The organism is Spiroplasma endosymbiont of Danaus chrysippus, assembly GCF_902809815.1.
Taxonomy (GTDB): Bacteria; Bacillota_I; Bacilli_A; order Mycoplasmatales; family VBWQ01; genus Spiroplasma_E.
In genome coordinates this window covers 140,333-164,507 of the sequence record NZ_CADDIL010000003.1, presented here as the reverse complement: position 1 = coordinate 164,507, position 24,175 = coordinate 140,333, and the positions used below count along the sequence as shown (strand labels likewise).

25 protein-coding genes and 1 pseudogene are annotated in these 24,175 nt (G+C 23.2%); 9 read left to right on the top strand and 17 right to left on the bottom strand.

The window, feature by feature from the left end; all coding sequences use genetic code 4:
* The first annotated feature begins 500 nt into the window (after positions 1-500).
* The 4 genes and pseudogenes from SPIRDC1_RS04545 to SPIRDC1_RS04530 form a co-directional block, all read left to right on the top strand.
* Positions 501-1,166, top strand: coding sequence for a hypothetical protein (locus SPIRDC1_RS04545; protein ID WP_174480750.1), 666 nt, complete (start codon positions 501-503; stop codon positions 1,164-1,166).
* Positions 1,167-1,186: 20 nt separating this feature from the next.
* Positions 1,187-1,399, top strand: coding sequence for a hypothetical protein (locus SPIRDC1_RS04540; protein ID WP_174480749.1), 213 nt, complete (start codon positions 1,187-1,189; stop codon positions 1,397-1,399).
* Positions 1,400-1,470: 71 nt separating this feature from the next.
* The gene (locus tag SPIRDC1_RS04535) at positions 1,471-2,466 is read left to right on the top strand and encodes an IS3 family transposase (protein WP_174479968.1); all 996 of its coding nucleotides are present in this window, start codon (positions 1,471-1,473) and stop codon (positions 2,464-2,466) included.
* A pseudogene (locus SPIRDC1_RS04530) lies at positions 2,459-2,782 on the top strand (transposase); the annotation flags it as partial. The gene SPIRDC1_RS04535 and the pseudogene SPIRDC1_RS04530, both read left to right, overlap by 8 nt.
* Before the next feature lie 638 nt (positions 2,783-3,420).
* Here the strand turns inward: SPIRDC1_RS04530 and SPIRDC1_RS04525 are convergent.
* The 11 genes from SPIRDC1_RS04525 to SPIRDC1_RS04475 form a co-directional block, all read right to left on the bottom strand.
* A complete protein-coding gene (locus SPIRDC1_RS04525) occupies positions 3,421-4,842 on the bottom strand; it encodes an MATE family efflux transporter (protein ID WP_174480747.1) in 1,422 nt (473 codons plus the stop codon).
* 76 nt (positions 4,843-4,918) lie between these two features.
* Positions 4,919-7,324 carry a phenylalanine--tRNA ligase subunit beta gene (gene pheT, locus SPIRDC1_RS04520; protein ID WP_174480746.1) on the bottom strand — a complete coding sequence of 802 codons (2,406 nt, stop codon included), beginning with the start codon at positions 7,322-7,324 and terminating at the stop codon, positions 4,919-4,921.
* A gap of 24 nt (positions 7,325-7,348) precedes the next feature.
* Entirely contained in the window at positions 7,349-8,413 is a 1,065-nt protein-coding gene (pheS, locus tag SPIRDC1_RS04515) for a phenylalanine--tRNA ligase subunit alpha (protein ID WP_174480745.1), read from the bottom strand.
* Positions 8,414-8,477: 64 nt separating this feature from the next.
* A complete protein-coding gene (locus tag SPIRDC1_RS04510) occupies positions 8,478-9,257 on the bottom strand; it encodes a TrmH family RNA methyltransferase (RefSeq protein ID WP_174480744.1) in 780 nt (259 codons plus the stop codon).
* Positions 9,235-9,942 (bottom strand): M48 family metallopeptidase, encoded by a 708-nt coding sequence (locus tag SPIRDC1_RS04505; RefSeq protein ID WP_174480743.1) that lies wholly within the window; start codon positions 9,940-9,942, stop codon positions 9,235-9,237. Before SPIRDC1_RS04505 ends, SPIRDC1_RS04510 begins: the two co-directional genes overlap by 23 nt.
* A gap of 35 nt (positions 9,943-9,977) precedes the next feature.
* Complete coding sequence (locus SPIRDC1_RS04500; protein WP_174480742.1) at positions 9,978-10,481, bottom strand: dUTP diphosphatase; 504 nt, start codon at positions 10,479-10,481, stop codon at positions 9,978-9,980.
* Positions 10,482-10,501: 20 nt separating this feature from the next.
* The gene (locus SPIRDC1_RS04495) at positions 10,502-11,374 is read right to left on the bottom strand and encodes a TMEM164 family acyltransferase (protein ID WP_174480741.1); all 873 of its coding nucleotides are present in this window, start codon (positions 11,372-11,374) and stop codon (positions 10,502-10,504) included.
* 177 nt (positions 11,375-11,551) lie between these two features.
* The gene (gene rplT / locus SPIRDC1_RS04490; protein ID WP_174480740.1) at positions 11,552-11,911 is read right to left on the bottom strand and encodes a 50S ribosomal protein L20; all 360 of its coding nucleotides are present in this window, start codon (positions 11,909-11,911) and stop codon (positions 11,552-11,554) included.
* Positions 11,912-11,927: 16 nt separating this feature from the next.
* A complete protein-coding gene (gene rpmI, locus SPIRDC1_RS04485) occupies positions 11,928-12,116 on the bottom strand; it encodes a 50S ribosomal protein L35 (protein WP_174480739.1) in 189 nt (62 codons plus the stop codon).
* A 16-nt stretch (positions 12,117-12,132) separates the two neighbouring features.
* Positions 12,133-12,675 (bottom strand): translation initiation factor IF-3, encoded by a 543-nt coding sequence (gene infC, locus SPIRDC1_RS04480; RefSeq protein WP_174480738.1) that lies wholly within the window; start codon positions 12,673-12,675, stop codon positions 12,133-12,135.
* Positions 12,676-13,060: 385 nt separating this feature from the next.
* The gene (locus tag SPIRDC1_RS04475) at positions 13,061-13,765 is read right to left on the bottom strand and encodes a hypothetical protein (RefSeq protein ID WP_174480737.1); all 705 of its coding nucleotides are present in this window, start codon (positions 13,763-13,765) and stop codon (positions 13,061-13,063) included.
* Positions 13,766-14,326: 561 nt separating this feature from the next.
* Here SPIRDC1_RS04475 and SPIRDC1_RS04470 point away from each other — a divergent pair.
* Both SPIRDC1_RS04470 and SPIRDC1_RS04465 read left to right on the top strand, forming a co-directional pair.
* Positions 14,327-14,548: a hypothetical protein gene (locus SPIRDC1_RS04470; RefSeq protein ID WP_174480736.1), complete on the top strand. Its 222-nt coding sequence runs from the start codon at positions 14,327-14,329 to the stop codon at positions 14,546-14,548.
* 59 nt (positions 14,549-14,607) lie between these two features.
* Entirely contained in the window at positions 14,608-15,603 is a 996-nt protein-coding gene (locus tag SPIRDC1_RS04465) for an IS3 family transposase (protein WP_174479968.1), read from the top strand.
* A gap of 34 nt (positions 15,604-15,637) precedes the next feature.
* Here the strand turns inward: SPIRDC1_RS04465 and SPIRDC1_RS10270 are convergent, their stop codons facing one another.
* The 5 genes from SPIRDC1_RS10270 to obgE all read right to left on the bottom strand — a co-directional run bounded on the left by SPIRDC1_RS10270 (position 15,638) and on the right by obgE (position 19,842).
* Entirely contained in the window at positions 15,638-15,769 is a 132-nt protein-coding gene (locus SPIRDC1_RS10270; RefSeq protein WP_255495915.1) for a Holliday junction ATP-dependent DNA helicase RuvA, read from the bottom strand.
* 186 nt (positions 15,770-15,955) lie between these two features.
* On the bottom strand, positions 15,956-16,678 hold the full coding sequence (locus SPIRDC1_RS04460; RefSeq protein ID WP_174480735.1) for a YebC/PmpR family DNA-binding transcriptional regulator: 723 nt from the start codon (positions 16,676-16,678) through the stop codon (positions 15,956-15,958).
* 12 nt (positions 16,679-16,690) lie between these two features.
* The gene (nadE, locus tag SPIRDC1_RS04455) at positions 16,691-17,437 is read right to left on the bottom strand and encodes an NAD(+) synthase (protein ID WP_174480734.1); all 747 of its coding nucleotides are present in this window, start codon (positions 17,435-17,437) and stop codon (positions 16,691-16,693) included.
* Between the two features lie 2 nt (positions 17,438-17,439).
* Entirely contained in the window at positions 17,440-18,531 is a 1,092-nt protein-coding gene (locus SPIRDC1_RS04450) for a DNA recombination protein RmuC (RefSeq protein WP_174480733.1), read from the bottom strand.
* A gap of 24 nt (positions 18,532-18,555) precedes the next feature.
* Positions 18,556-19,842, bottom strand: a complete 1,287-nt coding sequence (obgE, locus tag SPIRDC1_RS04445) for a GTPase ObgE (protein ID WP_174480732.1) — start codon at positions 19,840-19,842, stop codon at positions 18,556-18,558.
* A 577-nt stretch (positions 19,843-20,419) separates the two neighbouring features.
* Between obgE and SPIRDC1_RS04440 the strand changes: the two genes are divergently transcribed.
* The 3 genes from SPIRDC1_RS04440 (at position 20,420) to SPIRDC1_RS04430 (ending at position 23,283) form a co-directional block, all read left to right on the top strand.
* Entirely contained in the window at positions 20,420-20,743 is a 324-nt protein-coding gene (locus SPIRDC1_RS04440; protein ID WP_174480731.1) for a V-type ATP synthase subunit I domain-containing protein, read from the top strand.
* Positions 20,682-21,239 carry a hypothetical protein gene (locus SPIRDC1_RS04435; protein ID WP_174480730.1) on the top strand — a complete coding sequence of 186 codons (558 nt, stop codon included), beginning with the start codon at positions 20,682-20,684 and terminating at the stop codon, positions 21,237-21,239. Before SPIRDC1_RS04440 ends, SPIRDC1_RS04435 begins: the two co-directional genes overlap by 62 nt.
* An 805-nt stretch (positions 21,240-22,044) precedes the next feature.
* Positions 22,045-23,283 carry an IS256 family transposase gene (locus tag SPIRDC1_RS04430; protein ID WP_174479940.1) on the top strand — a complete coding sequence of 413 codons (1,239 nt, stop codon included), beginning with the start codon at positions 22,045-22,047 and terminating at the stop codon, positions 23,281-23,283.
* A gap of 29 nt (positions 23,284-23,312) precedes the next feature.
* Here the strand turns inward: SPIRDC1_RS04430 and SPIRDC1_RS04425 are convergent, their stop codons facing one another.
* Positions 23,313-24,113, bottom strand: a complete 801-nt coding sequence (locus SPIRDC1_RS04425; RefSeq protein WP_174480729.1) for a DDE-type integrase/transposase/recombinase — start codon at positions 24,111-24,113, stop codon at positions 23,313-23,315.
* Between the last annotated feature and the right edge of the window lie 62 nt (positions 24,114-24,175).

Sequence of the window (24,175 nt, the reverse complement as noted above, 5' to 3'; positions counted from 1 at the left end):
TCCATTAAAGTTATGCGCCCGAATTTAAACAAAAATTAAGTCAACAATTAAAAATTAATTCAGAAGACATTAATGATAAATATTACAATATTTTTATTAAAGATAATAAAGAAAATCAAGATTTTACTAACGCAGTAAATATTGATTACAAAATAACTAGTTCTTGAAAAAATGTTAATCAATTAAATTTTGCAGGTACTTATCAAGGACAAGTTAGTGTAATTAATAAGTGTGTTGATTTAAGTAATGAAACAGATTTAAAAAATATTATTGAAAATGCTTACTATCATCAAAATGATAAATCTAAATGATTAAATGTTGATGTTGATAATACTATTGATAATAAAAATGTTGACACTAAATTAACACAAACTACTTTAGATTTAATTAATACTAATATTAGTACTACTATTAAAGTTATTGTTCAAAATTATTTTAAAACTCATGATACTGAACTTATTATTGATGAAACAGATTATGATGTAGCAACTACTTTAGCGGTGGGTGATAATATTTTTAATAATAAATTAGGTAAAGATTTTACAATTAGCATTAAAGATAACGGTTCTACTTATAAATTAAAAAATAGTTTAGATAATATTAACGTTACTATTCATGGTCATAATAAAAAAAGTATTGCTGGTAATTTTTCAAGAACACCTTTTGATTTAGATGGTATTTGGTTAAAAGATGGTAAAGATACAAACGTTTTACAGGAAGGTCAACATTTTTATGAACAAAACAAATTATTAGATAAATGAATTTCTAATAAAGATAGTTTATTAAATACAATTGTTAATAATTCTTATTATCCAATTGCTGATAGTTTTGGTGGAAACTTTATTATTAATTATATATTAGATGGCAAAAATAAAGGTAGTATGACAACTGATATTAGTAAAGATATTACTAGCGATAAGGTAACTAATTTTTGAGATTTAATTACTAAAACAAAAAGTATTTTTTTAGAAACTGATGTTTCAGTAAGTTCAGATTGAGATTTAAATAATGTAAAATTGATATTTACTAATGATGAAATACAACCAACCAAAGATAATACACTTTATATTTTTGATTTATCAGACAGATTTAAAGGTGAAACTGTTAGTGAACGCGCTACTTTAACATTCCCTGATTTTAATTTTAATTTCCAATTAATGAGTTAATAAAGAAAAGAGAATATAAAATGAAACAATTATTAATAACTTTAAGTACATTAACAACATTAACTTTAACAAGTAATACTATTAATAATAGTATTAATGATAATACTGTTATTAGCAGTAGATTAACAAACAAATCATCAATAAATAATATTTCAACTTCATTATTTAATAATCAATATGGTTACTTAAGTGATGATGCTACTTGCTACTTGCTACTTAGCCCTTTTTACTAGACCATTAATTTAAAAAAAACTTGAATGTATTCGAAAAACAATTGTGTTATACAATTAACACTAATTTTGACATGAAAGGATTTTTAATAATGGATAAAATTAAACAAATAGCATTAGTAATTAACAAGTTAAATATCAAACAAAAAATTCAAATTATTGATGATAGCAAAAACCAATATTCAATTAGATATCTTTGCCAACATCTTCAACTAAACCGATCAACATATTATTTTGTAAAAAACAAACAAAACCCTATTAAAAAAGAAAAAAATCAAATTAGTAATTGTACACATAAATATCAAGAATTATGCCAACTTTTACTTGAATTTCATTTTACAAGAAAAGGACAAATTTATGGCTATTTACGAATTTTTTCAGCATTTAAAGAATGATTAAAACAATACAAACATATTATTTTAAATCTAGAATTATCAACAAAACAAATGCGAAAAATTATGAAAGATCACAATCTTCAAGGATTAAAACAAACTAAAAATAACTATCCTAAAAACAAAAAAAATCCAAATAAGTGAATACCTACAATGGATAAAGTAAACAAAGATTATAAAAGTACAACCTCTTCAAATCAAATTTGATCAATGGACACTAAACAAATAAATACTAAAGAAGGTTGATTATATCTTTTTGTAATTATTGATTTTTATTCAAATAATATTGTAAGCTATAATACATGTTCAAACAAATCCTATCAAGATTTAATCCTTCCTGCACTTGAAAAAATAAATCAACAATTCTCTTGAAACCAAGTAAAAAACGTTATTTTACACTCAGATAACGCCAACGAATTTTATTGTCAAGACATCACAAATTGAGCTGCTGATAAGCAAATAATTTTAAGCAAAAAACAACCTTATGATATTGGTGGCAATGTAATATCTGAAAACTGATTTTCTCATTTATCTCAAGAATGACTACCTAAAGGTTCAAATCAATATTTTTCTCTCAATGAAGCTATAAATGATGTAAACCAATATATTATGTTTTATAATTACGAAAGAATACATTCTAAATTTCTAAAACCACCAATTTCACAAATAAAAATTTAAAACTGTCTATCCAAAAGTGGTCCAGTATTTAGGGCTAACCACCTATAAAAATTGAGAAAATTTAATGGTTTTTATTAGTTATCCAGCAGAAATTAAAAGGGTAATTTATACTACAAATGCTATTGAATCTGTTAATAGCCAATTACGAAAAGTTATTAGAAATAAAAAATTTTTTCCTAATGATATGGCAGTTTTTAAAATTTTTTACTTAGCAATTGAAAATATCACAAAAAAATGAACATTGCCTATTCAAAATTGAAATACAGCAATTGCTCATTTTATGATAAAATTTGAAGACAGAATTAATCTGAACTAGTACTTTGTAAAACAAAGAAACACAGATTACTAAAAAGCCTCAAAAAATATTGTCTTCTTTTAGTTTTTTCATCTCTTTTTCTATATCAAGAATTTCTTTTCTTAATTTTTGTAATTCTTTATTTTTTTTAAAGTACTTTTTAAGATACTTATTATAAAATTTTCTTATAAACTTTAACATTTTCTTTTTCCTTCTTATAAAAAAATAAAAAAATTTTAAAACAATCATGCTCTTTTTATTTTTTTATTATTTCTTAATTTCTTTTTTAATTCCAAAATGATTTTATTAGTTCTGGTGTTATTACTATTTTTATATATTTACTTAAACTTATTTTTAAAATTCTTTCAACAAATAAAAATTTCTTATAATAAAGGTATGTCAAAATTTTTAATGTCCGTATTTATTTAGTTATTTAAAATTTAATTATTATAAAAGTTTAATTATAACTAAAAATAAAAAAATCATTACTTCTACCATCCTCTAAAATCACACCAGTAACTATAATAATTGTATATTAAATACAATAAAAATAAAACGATAAATATGAATTTATTTGCTAAAATATAATAGAATTTTTTTAACATTTTTTAAACAAAATTTATTAAAATAAAATCTATTATTAAAAAGGGATTTTTATATTATCCATGTGGTTCAAATGTCGGATGAGGTAGATTTTCTACTTTAGAATTAATGATATTTTTATTTCAAGGAATCACCTTATAAAATACATAAGAACAAATAAAATCAGCTGATTTACTTAAACACGAAATCATAATTACCATTTTAATACTTAAGTCAGTTCACTGCAATAAAGCAAAGGTAATAAAAATATCAATAAATCAAATTAAAAATAGATCAGCAATACTAATAATTAAAGTATAGCCACCAGCATAAAGAAAACTAAATAATGGTTGCATCATATTAATGAAAAAATAAGTTACTGCTGAAAAAGCCATATATCAAACTGCAAGTTTCATAGCATTATTAGATAAATTTGGAAATAATACTTTTGGAACTCAAAAAGCACTACCCAAAATAATTAAAGCAATAACAGTTGAAATAGCAAAACTCAATTTTAATATCTTCTTAGCATTTTCTTTAGCCAGTACTAGTTCTCCTGAACCTAACTTGCTACCAACAGCATATCCAACTAAAGCATTATATCCCCTAAAAGTAGAATAAAAAATAGCAACAACGCTACCAACAATTTGCACAGCGGCAACAACTTCAGTATCACCAAAATGAGAATATAAAGCTGTTAACATTACTACTGAAACACCAAATAATACTTGACTAGCAAATAAAGGAATAAAAGTAATAATATATTTTTTATGTAAATCTTTTGTAAATTTAAAAATATTTCAATTAGGAGCATAAATTGGTTTTTTATAAATTAAATAACCTAACAATATAAAACATTCTACTGCTCTTGAAATAATTAAACTTATTGCTAATCCTTCAATACCTAATTGTGGTCCCCCACTATATGGTAATGATAAAATACAAACTAAAAATGTATTTAAGAGTAATGAGCAAATAGAAGTTATCAATGGTGTTTTAACATTACCACATGTATTCATAGTAATTGACATAATAAAAGCAAAACCTAACAATGGGTAATTTCAAGCAATTAATTTACTATATTCTTCAGCAATACCAATAGCATTTTGATGAGAATTATCTTCAGCACCAAGAATTACTCCCATAATTTGTTTACTAAATAATTCTAATATTACAACAAAAAATATTGAAAAAATTAAAGTATAAAATAATTTTATATTAGTAGTTTCTTGAATTTTTTTCTTATCTTTAATACCTAAATATTGAGCATTAAAAATATTACCGGTAGCAACGATAGCAAAAAAGATATATCAAACCATATCATAAATATTACTTGATGATGCAACTCCAGCAATAGCATCATCATTTCCAAATTGACCAGCCACAAAATTATTCATTAAGTTTATTAATGTTTCAATTAAAGATTGTGCACAAATTGGAATCATAAATAATAATGCCATTTTATAAAAGTTTAAATTATCTTTGTTCAATGTTTTCATATTATCTCACCCAATTTAAAAATTTAATATAATAAAAAAATATATTAATTTTATTATTTAATATTTTGTTATATTTTTAACGAATAATTGCTTGAAATTTTTTCTTTAATATTTCTTGAATAATACTTATTTGTCCACTTACTTTTGTTTCATCTAATTGTTCTTCTTGACTATTAAATTTCAAATTAAAAGTTAATGAGTGTTGATGTTGTGATTTTAATTTTTCATCATTATAAAAATCTACCAAAGATATTTGTTCTAAAAAATCAATATTTGCAAATATTATAGCATTTTTTACATCAGAAAATTGAATATCGCTATTAACAATAATTGATATATCACGACTTAAAGCATTAAATTTTGATCAAAGCTTAAATTTAGAAACTACTTTTTGTTGTTCTTCTATGATTTTAACTAACTTACTACAATTAATTTCTGCTAAGAATATTTTTTCAACATTCATTATTTTTTCAGTTTGTGGATGCAGTGCGCCAATAGTAGCAATATGTTCTTGCTCATAAAAAATATCTGCGCTTAAATACGGATGCATTAAAGAATTATTATTTGTTTTATAAACAATAGAGTTAAATAAATTTGGCATAACTTTTGCTAAAAAACCATCTAAAAAACCTTTAATAAAATAATACGTACTATTAGTAATTTTATTAGTATTAATTTTTGGTCAAAAATTATCCATAATCATAAAAGCTAAATGATGATTATCATCAGTTTCATCACCTGTATAAATAGTTTCATCAGTAAAAATTTTTAATTGTGTTTCTTTACGTGCATAATTATATTGACAAATTCTTAATAAACTATCTGTCAAACTAAAACGCATAACTTCTCTTGTTAATGTCAACGGTGCTTCTAATTTTACCGGTATTTTATATTTAAAAAAATTAAAATCATTTAATCTCTGCATACTTGTTAAACTATATGTTTTTACTTGATTAAAACCATAACTTGTTAAATGTTGTCTTCACTTCATCATTAAATTTTCCATTGCCGTTGGTGACTTAAATGATACATTAAATTGTGGTTTAATAACTGGTAATTTATCATATCCAAATACTCTGGCAACTTCTTCACTAAAATCATTAGCATTATTTAAATCACTACGATGATTAGGAACTGTTACTTTTAAAATTTCTTGATTTTTTGCATCAATTTCAATTTGAGAACCAATAATAGTCAAATAATTAATTATTTCATTAACCCCAAAATTTGTACCTAAAATTTTATTAATAAAATTAAAATTAAAATTGATCACTTTTGTTTTAACTTGATAAGGAACATCATTACTAAAACCAGTAATTTCATATTTAACTTGTAATTGTCCTAAAATAAACAAATAACGTTGTAAAGCAATTAAATAATAATCAGGAACAACTGGTCTTGTTAAACGTTCTAATAATGTATTAATAAGAGCACCATGTCGCTTTGCTTGTTTGCTCATTAAGGTAACATCAGGATTAATTGAAAATATAAAAACTTCTTTGGAACTTGGTTTAACTTCATATTCAATATTATGACTAACTCCTAAAACACTAAAAGCCAAATATTTATCGTGTAATAAAATATCACCCTCTTTAATTTGCAAATTACCTTCTGGGTATGATTTAGGTGAAATATTTAAAGATGGTTTTTTTAAAACATCGGCACTAAAAGTAATTAAGGGTTGACCCAATTCTAACATTACTAAATGAATAATATCTTCTGATAAAGTTTTGGGTACAATATTTGCAAGTTGTAGTGTTCTTCTAATTCAAATTGGTGTTATTACAGATTTATCATCAAATTCAATCTTTAATGTTGCTAAAGCTTGAATTTTACCATTAAGAACACTAACTTGACTTTTATTATCAAATTTTCCTATACTACTAACTTCCATGTTTTTTAAAGGAATTTTAAAATAACCGCTTAATTCTCTAGCAATACTATAAATCCCCAAACAATCACTACGATTTACTGTTAAATCAATAAAAAAAATTGTATCATCTAAATTTAAATATTGTAATGGATTAATATTACCAACCATTGCATCATCTGGTAAATGAATAATACCACTTAATTCTTCTTTATTCTGAACAATACCGCTTAATCCTAATTCTGTTAATGAACAAAGCATTCCTGAAGAAACAACGTCTTGAATTGTTCTTTCAACAATAGTAAGACCATTACCTAAATTACTTCCTATCCTTGCTACAACAACTTTAATACCAATAACTACATTTGCTGCACCACAAACTATAGTTAACATTTCAGTGCCTACTGTTACTTCACAAATATTTAATTTATTTGATTTAGGATGTTTAGTAATTTTAGTAATTTGACCAACAACTAAGTTTGTATTACTGAACATTAAATTTTTTACTTGATCAACCTCAAAACCTAAAGTATTTAAAGCATCAACGATTTCATAATCTTTAATGCTATTAATATTCAATCACTGCGAAATGATTTTACGTGAAATTATCATTTTATTTTATACTCCTTTTAATTTTTAAAATTGTTTTAAGAATCGAAAATCATTATTATAAAATAATCTGATATCGTCAATGCCATATTTAATCATAGTAATTCTTTCAATGCCTACACCAAAGGCAAAACTTGCTGTTGTTTCATCTAAACCGGCAGCAATAAAAACATTTGGATGAATCATACCAGCACCTAAAACTTCAATTCAACCAGTATACTTACATAATGAACAACCTTCTGTATTACATTTTGGGCAACTTACATCTACTTCAACTGAAGGCTCCGTAAATGGGAAATAACTAGGACGTAATCTTGTTTTAGTTTCCATACCAAAAAATTGCTGACAAAAATAATTTAATGTTCATTTTAAATTTGCAAAAGTAATATTAGATCCAACTAAAAACCCATCAACTTGCATAAATTGATGAGAATGAGTAACATCATCATCATCTTTTCGATAAACATTTCCTAAACTAATAATAGCCGTGGTTTCTTTTGAATTTTTATCTTGCTCACTAAGAATGCGTGCAGTCATATTTGTAGCGTGTGTTCTTAATAATCAACGATTAAGTTTGTCATTATTATTTTCAAGATAAAAAGTATCTTGCATATTTCTTGCTGGATGATCAAATGGTAAATTTAATCGATTAAAATTATATTCTTCATTTTCTACTTCATTACCACTAATGATTTGATAACCCAAATTTTTAAAAATTTCAGATATTTCGGTAACAGTTTTTAATAGAGGATTGATGTGACCAATATTAAAATCAATACCCGGTAGTGTTAAATCAATTTCTGAAGATTTAAGACGCTCATTAATGTTATCTTTCTCAATTTCATTAAATTTTTTTATTATATATTCATTAATTTCTTTTTTTAATTTATTAGCTGCTTGACCAATTTCAATTCTAAAATTATGAGGAAACTTTTCTAAAGATTTTAATATATTATTAATATTCGAATTTTTACCTAAATATTGTGATTTTAAAACTTGCAATTTATGTAAATCAGCAACTTCATCAATATTATTAAATGCTTGCTGTCTAATAATTTCTAATCTTTTTTTTAAATCGTTAACCGCTAACATTCTATTCCTCCATTAATTTATTAATATGTATAATTAAATTTTTATAATTCAAAATAAGTATAATTTATTTTAATATATTAGTAATAAATAAGCAATACGTTACTATTGCTACACTTGTTGCTAAATTTAATGATTCAACATTAAAAGAAGTTGGAATAAAAATATTACTATTAATTTTATCTTTATACTTTTTATTAATACCTTGTCCTTCATTGCCAAATAAAAAAGCATTCTTTTGCTTAAAGGTAATTTCAGATAAATTAGTACTATTATCTTCATGTAGAAATGTACCATAAATCATATAATTTGCATTTTTTACTTTTAATAAAAATTGATCAAAATTTTCATAATACACATTAGTATAAAAAATAGCTCCTTGACTTGCACTAATTACTTTGTGATTATATAAATCAACGCTTTCATTTGATAAATATACTTCAGAAATATTAAAAGCAGTAACACTGCGTAAAATATTTCCTAAATTACCTGGATCTTGAATTGTATCAATTAGAATAATATGAGAAGAATAAAAATAATTTAAAGGTTTAACAATATTACAAACGCCAATTATTGGTTGTGGTGTTTTTTGTTGTGAAATTTTTTTAATAATCATACTATTTACAACAATAACTTCAATATTATTACAAGCTTTTAATAAATTTGCATATTTGTCTAAATACTTCTCATCAACATATACTGCAAGTAATCTTTTTTTTAATAATGCAATACTAATTAAATGTTCTCCTTCAATTAAAAACATTTTTTTAACATTGCGATGTTTTCTTTCATGTAATAAAACTAATTCTTGAATTATCGGATTTTTAAGTGAGGTTATTTGTTTCATCCATAACTCCTTGTTTTAATATTTTTTGACAATCTTGAAAATCTGGACAATATTGAGCAACAAAATTTCAAAATGTTTTTTTATGATGAGCATGAATTATATGCGTTAACTCATGAATTATAACATAATCAATTACAGTATAATCAAAATGAATTAATTTATAATTAAGTGTAATGATTTTAGTATTTGGTTGACAAACACCTCATTTATTTAACATCGAACGAATTTTTAGTACTGAAAACTCAATATTCATAATTTCTGATCAATATTGCAAGCGACTCATAAAAATATTTTTTGACTCTTCTTTTAAAAATTTTTGAATTTTAATTAATATTTGCTTATCATCTTGAATATTTGTGCATACTACCAAATTATTAAATTCAAAATAAATAATGGTTTTTTTTGAATGATACTTAGTAATTAATTGATATTTTTTACTTAAAAAATAAATATAACTATCATTATTATTAATAACAATATTAGGTTTTAATATAATTTTCTTTTTTAAAATTTTAGGTAAACTTTTTAAAATGAAATCTTCAATTAATTTTTCTTGCATAAAAAATGGAGCACTAATAATAATTTGATCGTTGCGCACTTTTAAATACATATGTTTTTGTTGTTTATATGTAATAATGTACTCTCATTTTGTATTATTATAATTGAAAATTTTAACATTAGTCATTTTAATCTCCTAAATAAAACGATCACTTATTTCCATTAATAATTTTGTGATTGTCGTAAATGATTTATTTCATTTTTATAAATATAACAAGAAATAATGTCTTCACTATTAAAATTACATTTTTTACCAATTGTAAAATAAATATTTAATAATTCAAAAAAATCATTACTTGATTTTGATTTAAAAAGAGTTGTAACAAAAGCAAATAAATCAATGAATGTAAGATTAAGATCTTGATAATTTGTTTTTTCTGAAAAACTAAAATTTTTAAAATCAATATTAAGGCTATTACCAATACTAAGAATAAAATGAAGACTATCAATATATTCTTCAAGCATTACTGATTTTTCACTACTTGGTTTTGAACTTCAATATTTAAAACATCTTTGTTCATTTGCAAATTCACCTAATTCAACTAAAAGTGCTAAAAATCTAGAATTTAATGTTTTAATATCGCTAACACCACGATTAATAATTATTTTTTTATCTAACTCATTTTGAAGTTGGATAATTGTTGAAAATTGTTTTGAATTTAACATAATTAACTCACTTTCTTTTTTTAATTATTAATTAAGATTTCATTATTTTTTTTATCTTTTAAATTTAATTTTTTATAAAATTTTGTAATTAATGATTTTTTATCTTTGTAAATAGGATTAATTTTTATTCCTTTTTCTAAATAAAAAGGAGATAAAGTTTGTATAATAAAAATATATGTTAAAACTAGTAATGAAATACCAACAACAGACATAAATGTAAAACGTAAAATTGGTAACCACACTGAAGTGTCTAATATTTTTTTACCAAAACTTGCTGTATAACCAGCATTACCAATAAATAAGTAATTAGTATCAAAAGAAGTATTAAAAATAAAAACACCACTACCAAATAAAGTTAAATATAATATACTTTTTTTGATATATATTTTGTCATATTCAATATGACCATATAAATATAAAAGTAAATAAGAAAAAAGAATAATAATATGAATAAAATAATAATTTCAATAAAGAAAATGCTGTGGACCAAAAACTCATTTTGTTTTATCTGGTAATAAAAATGCCAAAATAACAGGACCAATTAAAGGAAAAGTAATATTAAATAAACTTTTATTAGGAATAATTAATAGTATACCACTAGTAATATTTAATACCGAACATAATTGAAAAGGAAAATTATCAATGGTATGATTATTTTCACCATTCAATCCATGAACAATATAAAAACTAATATATAAAAGTATTTGAAAAATACCTAAACTACATTTAAAACTATAACACTTACTTAAATTAGCATAAAACCTTTTAAAAATAAATAAACTAATTATCAAGAATAATGATATAGATAAGCCAATTCAATAATACATACCAAATAAAGGATTAATAACTGCTTGTGGATTACCATCAAAAAATCCAAGAAAAGTAAATTGCATAATGGCCCCCTCTTTTTTAAATTTCTTTCTTATTTTTATACTAAGAAGCGAATTTATTTTTTAATTTTACCATTAAATATATTATAAAACAAAGTTTGTGATAAAAAAATATTCTTTGAAATTTATATTAAATACATTTCTAAAACTTATCATAATTTATATAAAATTTACAATTAATTATTTTGTTAAAACAGATTTTGATGCCAAAACTAATTTTTCAAATTCTTCTGGTTGATTAATTGATAACTCAGACAATATTTTACGATTAAGATTAATATTAGCTTTATTTAAGCCATCAATAAAACGTGAATATGATAAATCATAATTACGAACAGCTGCATTAATTCTTTGAATTCATAACTTGCGAAACTCACGTTTACAATTTTTACGATCACGATAAGCATATGCTAATGAGTTCATTACTTGTTCATTTGCTGTACGATATAAACTATGTTTTGCTCCATAATATCCTTTTGCTGCTTTTAGTATTTTTTTACGACGATGATTAGTTGTATAACCACCTTTAACTCTAGCCATTTATTTTGTCACCTTCCTAAATTAAATCTTTTAAACGCTTATAGTCAGAAGCAGATACTTCACTTCACCCACGTAATTGACGTTTTTGTTTTGTTGTTTTATTTTGAGCTAAGTGAGAAACAAAAGCACCACTACGCATTCATTTACCACTTCCTGTTACTTTAATTCTTTTTTTTAAAGCTTTTTTTGTTTTCATTTTTGGCATATTTTACCTCCTATTGTTAATTTTCTTGATTTTTCTTTTTTGGAAAAAGATAAATAGTTTGTATATTTTTTTCTTTTTTATCAAAGTTTTTATCATAAATACAAATATCTTCTAATTCTTTATAAAATTTTGTAATTACTTCAAATCCTGCTTCAGGATTATGTAATTCACGACCACGATATTTTAATGTAACTTTTACTTTGTTACCATTACTTAGAAATTTACGAGCCTTATTTGCCTTTGTTTTAATGTCATTGTTATCAATAACAACACTTAGTCGAATTTCTTTTTCTTCAACAATTGTTAATTTTTGTGCTTTTTTAACTTCTTTTTCCTTTTTTTGTTGTTCAAAACGATATGTATCAAATTTAAACATTTTACAAACAGGTGGTTTAGCATTTGGTGATATACATAATAGGTCATATCCTAAATCTTCTGCTTTTTTTAAAGCATCATTTTTTTTCATTAAACCATAATTAGTACCATCATTACCAATTAATAAAAATTCATAAAAGGGAATATTACTATTTCATAAATTATCATTATTTTTAAAAGCCATACATACCTCCTTTAATTTGCATAAATAAAATTGTGCTAAAACGCACACTCACCACTACAAAACTTTATTTTAAAAATAAAAATTTAAAGCATTGAACCTATAACAACTTAGCTATCAGGTGAGCGTAAAAACTACTTTCTTTATGTCAAGTATTATTATATTAGATTTTTAATAAATTACAAGATTTTTTTAATATGTGGACGAATTAATATAACGGATAGATTTTCTAACTTCAAACAATAAAACTAGCAAATCTAAATATTTCTTAATTAAATTATACCATAAATTTTTAAAATATTAAAAAATATAATTACAAAATTACATTTAAATAACACAAAAATCCTAATCTTAAAATTAGTTTTTAAAAATATTAAGTTTTAACTTATTAAGCACTATTAATATAATTTTTACTATTTAAATAATTAGCTGTAGCCATTAACATATTAATTAATGTTGGATAAGCATATATTTTTGCACCTTTAGTTTGAGATTTAACTAAATGTTGAATATCACTTTCTGCACTGCAACCAATATTTCAAATAGCAGGTTGATTTATAATACCTTCTTTATTATTTACAAAAATCTTTAAAGTATCTTTATTTACTTTCGTTTCAATTAAAAATGCTATTAATTCATCATATTGACCATTACAAAAATATTTTCAAGCCTTTAAAAAGTTTTTTAAATTTTCTGGATTAACTTTATTTTTTCTTTTAATTTTTAATTTGTTTTTTATACTGTTTCAAAATCTAAATTCTGGATGTTGATTTTTATTTCAAACAGGAAAATAACAATCATCAGCATTAATATAAATAAATTCACTATTTTTAACTTTAAATTTTTGTTCTGGTAATTTTTCTTGAACTTTTGCATTTTTATGAATTTTACTAATTGTTACTTTTGAAACATAAGTAAATTTTAAAATATCTTGTATATCTTGATAATGTTTCTTTCTTCCAATATATGATATTATTTCTTCTTTTAATCAACTAATAATTTTTGCTCTTTTTTCAATATTAAACTCTTCATAAACTGGATAATAATATTTTTTCTTTAATTTATCTCAATAAACTCTTTGATTAAAAATCATTTTACCAAATTCAAAAATAATACTACGATTAGATTTTTTAGCAACTTTATATCTATCTTTATCTTTATTTTGAAAAAAATATTCATCAAAAGCATGGATTTTATTAACATGATTTGTTATAATTCTATTAATTTCATATTCATTTCATATTCAAGATTATTTTTATAATTAAACATTTTTTAACACCTTTCTATTTATTTTTTTATCCTAACTATTCTAACAAATTTGTTAAAATATTCTTGAAAAATGTTTGGTTTTAGAGTATAATGTTAAAGAACAATTGAAATAACTAGCAAATCTATTGCAACGTTTAAAGATAACTTTTATTAGTTATCTTTTCTTTTTTTAATAAAATAATGTACAATAAAGAAAAATATAAATAGAAAAGGAATTATAAATATATGCCAACTGAGCAATTATATCATTAGCAGTTTTAATATTTGGTGGTATTGTTTTATTTGTACCAATTATGCAAGGAATAGTTTTATGTAAAAAAATAAAGTTTTTGGTATTTTTTTATTAACTATTTCATTACCTATTATTGGAACTTTTATAGGATGTATGATTATATATAAAAATCAACATCCAGAATTTAGATTTTGAAACAGTATAAAAAACAAATTAAAAATTAAAAGAAAAAATAAAAAAATTAAATTTAAAAAAATTAAATTAAAATTATTTATTGATAAAAATTCTTATTGTCAATTAAAAAAATATTGCTCTGATAATAATATTAATATGGCTACTTGCTACTTAGCCCTTTTTACTAGACCATTAATTTAAAAAAAAACTTGAATGTATTCGAAAAACAATTGTGTTATACAATTAACACTAATTTTGACATGAAAGGATTTTTAATAATGGATAAAATTAAACAAATAGCATTAGTAATTAACAAGTTAAATATCAAACAAAAAATTCAAATTATTGATGATAGCAAAAACCAATATTCAATTAGATATCTTTGCCAACATCTTCAACTAAACCGATCAACATATTATTTTGTAAAAAACAAACAAAACCCTATTAAAAAAGAAAAAAATCAAATTAGTAATTGTACACATAAATATCAAGAATTATGCCAACTTTTACTTGAATTTCATTTTACAAGAAAAGGACAAATTTATGGCTATTTACGAATTTTTTCAGCATTTAAAGAATGATTAAAACAATACAAACATATTATTTTAAATCTAGAATTATCAACAAAACAAATGCGAAAAATTATGAAAGATCACAATCTTCAAGGATTAAAACAAACTAAAAATAACTATCCTAAAAACAAAAAAAATCCAAATAAGTGAATACCTACAATGGATAAAGTAAACAAAGATTATAAAAGTACAACCTCTTCAAATCAAATTTGATCAATGGACACTAAACAAATAAATACTAAAGAAGGTTGATTATATCTTTTTGTAATTATTGATTTTTATTCAAATAATATTGTAAGCTATAATACATGTTCAAACAAATCCTATCAAGATTTAATCCTTCCTGCACTTGAAAAAATAAATCAACAATTCTCTTGAAACCAAGTAAAAAACGTTATTTTACACTCAGATAACGCCAACGAATTTTATTGTCAAGACATCACAAATTGAGCTGCTGATAAGCAAATAATTTTAAGCAAAAAACAACCTTATGATATTGGTGGCAATGTAATATCTGAAAACTGATTTTCTCATTTATCTCAAGAATGACTACCTAAAGGTTCAAATCAATATTTTTCTCTCAATGAAGCTATAAATGATGTAAACCAATATATTATGTTTTATAATTACGAAAGAATACATTCTAAATTTCTAAAACCACCAATTTCACAAATAAAAATTTAAAACTGTCTATCCAAAAGTGGTCCAGTATTTAGGGCTAACCACCAGTTTTTGGTCCAATATTACTAATATTAAGTAAGTGAATAAAAAAGGTTTTTATTGGTTTTGATACAAACCCAAAAAATTGTTCATAAGTTGGTTTTTGATGAAAATAAACATAAATTTTCACTTTAATATTTAATGGTAATGTTTGTAAATTAACACCTTCAATAATATATCCATGATCATTACATTCAAAAATAATTTTATTTTCATAAAATTCTTTAATAATACCTAAAAATATTCATCCATGACTTATTCCTCCTTTTCTATTCTTACTATTAATTAGATGAAAAAAAAAAAAAAATAAACCTTTTTATTTTTTAAAATTATGTTCAATTGAAAGAACATCATCATCATTTTCAATTGTTTCTAACAATATATCAATTAATTTAATTTGTTGTTGATCAGTAATGGTAATCAATTCATGGGGAATATTAACAATTTCATTAGTAATAAAATCATTAATATTATTTTTTTCTAATAAATTAATTACAGCATTTAACTGTTTAGGATTAACTTCAATATCAATGATATCTTCATTTTTTTCAATATTAAAAATTTCAAAATCAATTATTAACTCCAAAATTTCTTCAACTGATAATAAACTTGAAAATTGAATTACCCCAGTTGTTTGAAATAAATATTGAACAGAATTAGTAGCAGCTAAATGACCACCCAATTTATTAAAATAACTTCGAATATTACTTGCAGTTCGATTTTTATTATCAGTTAAACAATGAATAATTATGGCAATATTACTTGGTCCATATCCTTCATAAGTGACTGCTTCATAATTAGTTGTTTCATTTTTATTACTAGCTTTATTAATAGCACGATTAATATTATCCTTTGGCATATTTATACGTAGTGCTTTTTCTAACATTAATTTCAATCGCGGATTATTTTCAACATTTGCACCACCTAATTTAACAGCAACATAAATTTCTCTTGATAATTTTTGAAAAATTTTACCACGTTTGTTATCTTGGGCATCTTTACGATGTTTAATATTTGCATATTGTGAATGTCCAGCCATATTCTCATTCCTTTATTTTTTTCTTGTTCATTTCGGAGCTTGCGGTACAGGTATTCTTTTGTGTGCACTATTCTGATGCATAAATTCAATTTTATTAATTACTGATGATGGTATTAATGATTTATTTCCTAGTAAATATTGATCTAATTGTTCATACTTAAATTGCATTTCCATTTCATCAGTTTGTCCATCTCATAAACCAGCAGTTGGCTTACGAATAATGATCTCTTCACTAACTTTTAATATCTTTGCTGCAGCAAAAACATCTTTTTTTAACAAATGAATAATTGGTAATAAATCAACACCACCATCACCATATTTAGTAAAATAACCAATGTGTCATTCATCACTATTATCTGTTCCTACAACTAAATAATTATGATTTTGTGCATATGCATAAAGAGTATTCATTCTTAATCTAGCTTTTAAATTGCCTAAAATTAACTTTAATTTTTCTATATTAATTTCAGTTTCTAATGTTTTTTTAAAACTTAAAAAAACATTATTTAAATTAACTACTTTGGCATTTAATTTATGAATATTAACTAAATTATTTGCATATTCTAAATCAATATCTGGTGAAAAACAAGGCATAATTAATGCTAAATGATTATTAGGAAAAGCTTTTTTAATCAATAATGCTACTACTGCTGAGTCAACACCACCACTTAAACCAACAATTAAACCTTTGGCATTTGCTTTTTTTACTTCACTTTGTAAAAATTTAATAATTTCATCTAAATATTGTTCTAAATTCATAATTATTCACTCTCTTTTATTTCTTCAGACATTTCAAAAATATTGTTATAATGTCCAGCAATTTTATTATGGGTTTTATCTAAAGTTTCAATGGCTTTATTAGTTGTATCAAAACCAGCCTTAACTTTTTCTCATCTATCAACCCAACGATCAAAATCATCTTTGAATAAACGTAATTTTTTTGCCATTTTTTCTAAATTTTTATTAAAATCAATGTCTTTACGATTTTTATCAACTGTAAATAAAACAGCAGATAAAGTAGTAGGAGAGGTAATTCAAACACGTTTCTTAAAAGCATATTCAACAATATCATCAGCAAATTGTGCGTAAATAAAAGCAAATATTTCTTCAGAAGGAATAAACATTACTGCGCTAGAAATCTTATTTTTAATATTAATATATTTTCCAACTTCATCAATTCGTTTACGAATATCATTACGAAAATCTTTTAAATAATTTTGTTTAACTTTAATATCTTCACTTACTAAATACCTTTGATAGTTATCAATTGAAAACTTTGAATCAATAGCAATTCCCTCTTTTTCAGAATCTGTTTTTACATAGGCATCAACAACTTTGCCATCAATTGTTGTATATTGTCGTTCTCATAATTTTTGATTTGAACCCAACATATTAGTCAAAATTTTTTCTAAAACAAATTCACCAACATTACCACGTTTTTTAGTATTAATAAAAACTTCTTGTAAACTTTGAATATTATCATTAATTTTTCCTAAAACAGTTGATGATTCTTGTAACTTTGCTAAATTTTTAATAACATCTACTACTTGTCTTTGAATGACATCAGCATTGCGTTTATAATCATCTTCTTTTTTATCTAAATTTTTTTGAAAATTATCAATATTACTCATTAAATTAATTAATTTTTCGGTTTTATCACGATCTGAACCATTTCATGATGTTTTAAAATCATTTAATTGTTCTTTTAAAGTTTCTACTTGCATTTTTAAAAAGTCTTGTGCAATTGGGTCGCTAGTAACCTTCTGACTTTTTTTAATTTGCATATAAATTATTAAGCCACCAATACTACTAATAATTAAAATAACTACCAATAAACTAATTACTATTTCCATTTCCTATTTTCCTTTGCCCTTTTTTTATTCTTCTTCTCAAATCATATCATAATTAAAAATCTTAACATGATCACCTTTTTTTATTCCTTGCTTTCTTAATTCATCATAAATTCCTAAATCTTGTAATTTAATTTTAAATAATAAAATATTATGATAATTATTTAAAGGATTTTTTTGATATATTACTTCAACGGTTTTACCAGAAATAGTTCATTGATTATTTGCAAATTTAGTAATAATAACTTGTGGAACTTCTTCTTTATTAATATATTCATAAAGGATATGTTCTTCATTATTTTCATTATTATTAACTTGATGCAGTTGTTCTTTTTCAACAGCTTTAGCAATATCTTTAATTAATATATCCAAACTAATATGTTTCATAGCAGAAATTGCAATTATTGGTAATTTAATTTGTTCTTTTAATTTCTCTAAATTAGTTTGTGCATCTGGTAAATCAATTTTATTTGCAACAATTAAATGCGGTTTTTTTGTCAAATCTTTATTATAACTTTCTAATTCACTCATAATTAATTGATAATTTAAAAAATGATCTTGAGTTTTATCACTAATATCAATCATATGTACTAAAACTTGACAACGTTCAATATGACGCAAAAACTGTAAACCTAGTCCTTTTCCTAAACTAGCTCCTGCTATTAATCCAGGCAAATCCGCCATAACAAAATTATTATTTTTATCAACTCTAACAACACCTAAATGTGGATTAAGAGTAGTAAAAGGATAATCAGCAACTGTTGGAGTTGAAGCAGAAATAGCTCCTAATAATGTTGATTTACCGGCGTTAGGCAACCCAACTAATCCGGCATTGGCCAATAATTTCAACTCACAAATTATTTCAAAATGTTGTCCAGGCATTCCTTTTTCACATATTTTAGGTACTCGATTTATTGCCGAAGCAAAACGAGCATTTCCTCGTCCACCAAGACCACCGGCAGCAATTATTACTTCTTGTTTATCTTTAATAATATCACCAAGAATATTTTGAGTTTTGTTATCTCTAATAATAGTACCTAATGGAACTTTTACATAAGTATTGGTTCCTTTACGTCCATGCATATTTTTGGGTGCACCATTTTTACCATCTTCAGCAGTTATCTCTTTATTTTTACGTAAGTCTAATAGAGTATTCATACCTGAATCACCAATAAAGATAATATTACCGCCTCTTCCTCCATCTCCACCAGATGGACCACCTTTGGCTACATAAAGTTCACGACGAAAAGCAACAACACCATCACCGCCTTTGCCGGCAGTAACTTTTAATTTTGTTACATCTATAAAACGCATTTCTTACTCCTTTTTTATATTAATAAAAACTCTTATTATATAGTGTTAACATTTTTGTGTAAAATACTATTTTATTTTTCATATAATTTTAGTATACAGATATTATTGTTAAAAAAATAATAATTTACTATATCTAGTTAATATTTTTTGTAAACTATTTTTGCTTTATGAAAATTAAAAAAATGTTTTTTTTAATGTTAAATATCATTTAAGTTATTTTCATATATGAAAAATTATATATTAAAATAAAACTTATAGATGTTTTTATTAATTTGATTAAAATCAAATCAATAGTTTTTTTTATTTAATTTTATCTTTGAAAAAATATATTGTATATTGATTTTTTCACATATAAACTTTATTTGAGATTTATTTAAAGTAATTTAAAAAAATAAAATTTATTACTGACTTATTAGTCAACTACTTTTATTTAAATTAAAACATTAATAATATTAGTTTAAATATATTTATTTTTTTAATTTATAAGAAAAAATAAATGAAAATTTAATTAAAAATATTTTAATAAATCTCAATTATTAAAAATAAATATTTATATTTAAAAAGGGGTACTTTAAAAATGATAAATGATAAAGATAAAAATATAGTAAAAAAATCTGATGTTGATAGTTGATGAGGTATTACCACTAGCAATAAATGTGATAAAAAAATTGAGAAATTAAATAAAAAATTACAAGAAACATGTAATAAATTAGACGAAATAAGCAATCTTTATACAAAATCAGTAAAAGAAAACAAAAATTTTGAATATAAAGTTAAAGAACTAAAAGAAGAATTAAAAAAAATTCAAGATAATAATACAAAATTAGAAACAGAATTAAATGATTCAAAAAACAATAAAAAAAGAATTAGAAGCACAATTAAAACAATTTCAAGACAGTAAAGAAAAACTAGAAACAGAACTTAAAAATTCTAGAAATAGTAAAGAAAGATTAGAAGAAGAACTAAAAGAAATTGAAGATAAAAATACAAAATTAGAAACAAACTTAAAAGAAGCAACAGAAAGTATTGTACATTTACAACAAATAATCCAAGATTACATGGATAATAAAGAAAAACTAGAAGAAGAACTAAAAGAAATTCAAGATAATAATATAAAACTGGAAACAAAATTAAAAGAAGTAGAAAATGATAAAGAAAAACTAGAAACAGAACTTAAAGATTATAAAAATAATAATGAAAATTTAGAAGAAGAATTAAGAAAATCTAGATATACTATAGCAAAACAAGCAGCAGAATTAAGAGAATCTAAAGGTATTAAAGAAAAATTAGAACAACAATTAAAAGAAACAGAAAAAAATATTAGATATTTACAAAAAATAATACAAGAAAATACAGAAAGTAAAACACAATTAGAAAAAGAATTAAAGATTATATAAATAAAAACCAAAAATTAGAAAAAGAACTAAAACAATCTCAATATGATAAAGAAAAATTAGAAAAACAATTAAAACTTACAAAAGAAAACATTGAAGAACTAAAAAAAAATAATACAAGATTGTAAAAACACTGTAGAAAAACTAGAAAAAGAATTAAAAAACACTAAGGATATTAATAAAAAAATTAGAGACTTTGTACTTGAATGTGTACCTTTAAATTAAAAAACACTTAAATATATAACCTTTTCTTATATATTTATTGATACAAATTAATTACATATTCAAATTTTATTATAAAAAAGTTAACTATATAAATAATTTTTTTAAAATAATCTATTGTTAAGAAAAAATATTAAAGCAAATAAAGGGAATGTTTAGTAATCTGTGTGACTTACAAAAATAACTATGTTTAATTAATTCTAGTAAATATGGTGGTTAGCCCTAAATACTGGACCACTTTTGGATAGACAGTTTTAAATTTTTATTTGTGAAATTGGTGGTTTTAGAAATTTAGAATGTATTCTTTCGTAATTATAAAACATAATATATTGGTTTACATCATTTATAGCTTCATTGAGAGAAAAATATTGATTTGAACCTTTAGGTAGTCATTCTTGAGATAAATGAGAAAATCAGTTTTCAGATATTACATTGCCACCAATATCATAAGGTTGTTTTTTGCTTAAAATTATTTGCTTATCAGCAGCTCAGGGAATGTTTAGTAATCTGTGTGACTTACAAAAATAACTATGTTTAATTAATTCTAGTAAATATAATTTATATATCTAGAAAGAGTGAGTTACAGATGGCTAAAAAAGATAATCTTAATAACAATGATCCAATATCAAAAGCAGTAGATTTATTATTAGAAAATACTGAGGATTTAACAACAGTTTTTAAAGAGGGAGGCTTATATAAAGAATTAACTAAACGATTGGTAGAAAAAATGTTGAATTCTGAGATGCAAAATTATTTAGGACACGAAAGAAATCAACGCAGTAATAATGACAATGTTCGTAATGGTACAACATCAAAAAAATTAATAACTCAACAAGGTAAAATTGAAATTGATGTACCAAGAGATCGCAATAGTAATTTTGAACCAGTAATAATCACAAAAAGACAGAGAAGATTTGATGGTTTTGATCAACAAGTTCTTTCACTATATGCAAAAGGTATGACTTTATCAGATATTAGAATGCAGTTGCAAGAGTTATATGATGGCGCAGATATTAGCGAAAGCGTAATTAGTCAAATTACTGATGATGTCATTGATGATGTCAAAGCATGGCAAAATCGTCCATTAGATAGTGTTTATCCAATCATTTATTTTGATTGTATCGTAGTTAAAGTACGTCAGGATAAACGTATTATTAACAAATCAGTTTATATAGCTTTAGGAGTTGATTTAGAAGGTAAAAAAGATGTTTTAGGTTTATGAATTAGTGAAAATGAAGGTGCTAAATTCTGATTAAATAATTTTACAGAAATGAAAAATCGAGGCTTAAATGATATTCTTATTGCTTGTAGTGATAATTTAACAGGCATGTCAGAGGCAATACAATCAGTTTATCCTAAAACTGAACATCAATTATGCATAGTTCATCAAATTAGAAATAGCTTAAAATATGTTTCATACAAACATCGAAAGTCTCTAGTTATCGATTTAAAGCCAATTTATACAGCATGTAGTGAAGAACAAGCAATGCAAGCTTTAGAATCATTTGAAAGTAAATGAAATAAACAATATCCACAAATTGCTAAATCTTGATATAAAAATTGAGAAAATTTAATGGTTTTTATTAGTTATCCAGCAGAAATTAAAAGGGTAATTTATACTACAAATGCTATTGAATCTGTTAATAGCCAATTACGAAAAGTTATTAGAAATAAAAAAGTTTTTCCTAATGATATGGCAGTTTTTAAAATTTTTTACTTAGCAATTGAAAATATCACAAAAAAATGAACATTGCCTATTCAAAATTGAAATACAGCAATTGCTCATTTTATGATAAAATTTGAAGACAGAATTAATCTGAACTAGTACTTTGTAAAACAAAGAAACACAGATTACTAAAAAGCCTCGCTTAAAATTATTTGCTTATCAGCAGCTCAATTTGTGATGTCTTGACAATAAAATTCGTTGGCGTTATCTGAGTGTAAAATAACGTTTTTTACTTGGTTTCAAGAGAATTGTTGATTTATTTTTTCAAGTGCAGGAAGGATTAAATCTTGATAGGATTTGTTTGAACATGTATTATAGCTTACAATATTATTTGAATAAAAATCAATAATTACAAAAAGATATAATCAACCTTCTTTAGTATTTATTTGTTTAGTGTCCATTGATCAAATTTGATTTGAAGAGGTTGTACTTTTATAATCTTTGTTTACTTTATCCATTGTAGGTATTCACTTATTTGGATTTTTTTTGTTTTTAGGATAGTTATTTTTAGTTTGTTTTAATCCTTGAAGATTGTGATCTTTCATAATTTTTCGCATTTGTTTTGTTGATAATTCTAGATTTAAAATAATATGTTTGTATTGTTTTAATCATTCTTTAAATGCTGAAAAAATTCGTAAATAGCCATAAATTTGTCCTTTTCTTGTAAAATGAAATTCAAGTAAAAGTTGGCATAATTCTTGATATTTATGTGTACAATTACTAATTTGATTTTTTTCTTTTTTAATAGGGTTTTGTTTGTTTTTTACAAAATAATATGTTGATCGGTTTAGTTGAAGATGTTGGCAAAGATATCTAATTGAATATTGGTTTTTGCTATCATCAATAATTTGAATTTTTTGTTTGATATTTAACTTGTTAATTACTAATGCTATTTGTTTAATTTTATCCATTATTAAAAATCCTTTCATGTCAAAATTAGTGTTAATTGTATAACACAATTGTTTTTCGAATACATTCAAGTTTTTTTTAA